The 2,190-nt window shown below is 62.9% G+C and carries 2 protein-coding genes and 1 pseudogene; 2 read left to right on the plus strand and 1 reads right to left on the minus strand.

The annotated features are described in order from the left end of the window. Positions 1 to 204: pseudogene (locus APY03_RS44175) on the minus strand (amidase); the annotation flags it as partial. A gap of 178 nt (positions 205 to 382) precedes the next feature. Between APY03_RS44175 and rpsB the strand changes: the two are divergent. Both rpsB and tsf read left to right on the plus strand, forming a co-directional pair. Then, the gene (gene rpsB, locus APY03_RS20310) at positions 383 to 1,138 is read left to right on the plus strand and encodes a 30S ribosomal protein S2 (RefSeq protein WP_068679486.1); all 756 of its coding nucleotides are present in this window, start codon (positions 383 to 385) and stop codon (positions 1,136 to 1,138) included. A 112-nt stretch (positions 1,139 to 1,250) separates the two neighbouring features. Then, the gene (gene tsf, locus APY03_RS20315) at positions 1,251 to 2,177 is read left to right on the plus strand and encodes a translation elongation factor Ts (RefSeq protein WP_068679488.1); all 927 of its coding nucleotides are present in this window, start codon (positions 1,251 to 1,253) and stop codon (positions 2,175 to 2,177) included. The last annotated feature ends 13 nt before the right edge of the window (positions 2,178 to 2,190 follow it).

Here is a 2,190-nt window from a genome sequence, read left to right on the forward strand (position 1 = left end):
CTTGGCTGAAAAGGCCAGCCCTGCCAGGCGTTGCACGGGCTGGGCCGCGGCGGCTGCCTGGCGCGCTTCGTCGAACAGGGGCCGGGTGAAGACATGCTCACAGGCAGGCGAAGTGGCCGCGGCGATGGAATGCTCCATCTCGGTGCGCGCGTCGGAGGCGCCGGCCAGCAGGGAAAGGCGGGTGGCGTGCAGGTCAGGGCGCATGATGTGGAGGGCCGCAGAGAAGGGAGAGAAGAGTAGTGAGTGCTATACTCTGCGGGTTTCACTCTGGGTCCTTTCCCAGCGAAAACATATCCGCAAACCAGCCCATTCGAGGTGTTGCGCTCCTCGCGAGGATCGCAAAACGGGCTGGATTTTAGACCCAACCTTTGGAGTTATTCCTATGTCGACGACCATGCGCGAAATGCTGGAAGCCGGTGTCCATTTCGGTCACCAGACGCGCTTCTGGAACCCCAAGATGGCCCCGTACATCTTCGGCCATCGCAACAAGATCCACATCATCAACCTGGAAAAAACGCTTCCGATGTTCCAGGAAGCGATGAAGTACGCCAAGCAACTCACCGCCAACCGCGGCACCATCCTGATGGTCGGTACCAAGCGCCAGGCCCGCGAGATCGTGGCGACCGAGGCGCGTCGCGCTGGCGTCCCGTTCGTCGACACCCGCTGGCTCGGCGGCATGCTGACCAACTTCAAGACCGTCAAGACCTCGATCAAGCGCCTGAAGGACATGAAGGCCCAGCAGGAAGCCGGCCTCGACAACCTGAGCAAGAAAGAGCAGCTGACCTTCAATCGCGAGATCGAGAAGCTCGAGAAGGACATCGGCGGCATCCAGGACATGAACGCGCTGCCCGACGCGATCTTCGTGATCGACGTCGGCTTCCACAAGATTGCCGTGGCCGAGGCCAAGAAGCTGGGCATCCCGCTGATCGGCGTGGTGGACTCGAACCACTCGCCCGAGGGCATCGACTACGTGATCCCGGGCAACGACGACTCGTCGAAGGCAGTCACGCTGTACGCTCGCGGCATCGCCGATGCGATCATCGAAGGCCGCTCCAGCGCCGTCAGCGACGTGGTCAAAGCTGTCGCAGAGGGCAGTTCCGATGAGTTCGTCGAAGTCGAAGAGGGCGCTTCGGCCTGATTCGCGCCCGCGAGCGCCTGAAGAAGGGGCTTCGATGCCCCTTTTTTTTAACTTGATTTTCGCGGCGCCCGGTGCGGGCCGCCGCAACTGCTAAACCGAACGGAGAAACAAGATGGCAACAATCACCGCAAGCATGGTCGGCGAACTGCGCGCAAAGACCGACGCCCCGATGATGGAGTGCAAGAAGGCGCTGACCGAGGCCGATGGCAACATGGAAAAGGCCGAAGAGCTGCTGCGCATCAAGCTGGGCAACAAGGCCGGCAAGGCTTCGAGCCGCATCACGGCCGAGGGCGTGGTTGCAGCCTATGTCGAAGGCGGCGTGGGCGCCATGGTCGAGATCAATTGCGAGACGGACTTCGTCTCGAAGAACGACAGCTTCCTCGCGCTGGTCAATGCAGCGGCGATGCTGGTCGCCAAGCACAACCCGGCCGACCTGGCCGCGCTGGCCGCGCTGCCCTACGAACAGGACAGCTTCGGCCCGACGCTGGAAGACGTGCGCAAGGGGCTGATCGGGAAAATCGGCGAGAACATGAGCTTCCGCCGCTTCAAGCGCTTTGCCGGCAACGGCAAGCTCGCCTCTTACCTGCACGGCACGCGCATCGGTGTCATGGTCGAGTTCGAGGGCGACGACACTGCAGCCAAGGACGTGGCAATGCACGTCGCCGCCATGAAGCCGGTCTCGATCGCCAGTTCGGACGTGCCGGCCGAGTTGATCGAGAAGGAACGTGCCGTGGCTGCCGGAAAGGCCGAGGAAGACCGCAAGGCGGCCGAGGCGGCCGGCAAGCAGCCGCAGCCCGCCGACATCGTCGCGAAGCGCATCGAAGGCGGCGTGCAGAAGTACCTCAAGGAGGTTTCGCTGCACAACCAGCCATTCGTCAAGAACGACAAGCAGACCGTGGAACAGATGCTCAAGGCCGCCAACACGTCGATCAAGAGCTTCACGCTCTACGTCGTCGGCGAGGGCATCGAGAAGAAGGTCGACGACTTTGCCGCCGAAGTGGCGGCACAGGTCGCGGCCGCCAAGGCGGCGGCTGCCTGAGCGGCGCCATCGG

Source organism: Variovorax sp. WDL1 (assembly GCF_001541225.1).
Lineage (GTDB): Bacteria > Pseudomonadota > Gammaproteobacteria > Burkholderiales > Burkholderiaceae_C > Variovorax.

Coding starts and splice junctions, on each gene's coding strand:
- rpsB (WP_068679486.1), top strand. CDS start 383: ATGTCGACGACCATGCGCGAAATGCTGGAAGCCGGTGTCCATTTCGGT.
- tsf (WP_068679488.1), top strand. CDS start 1,251: ATGGCAACAATCACCGCAAGCATGGTCGGCGAACTGCGCGCAAAGACC.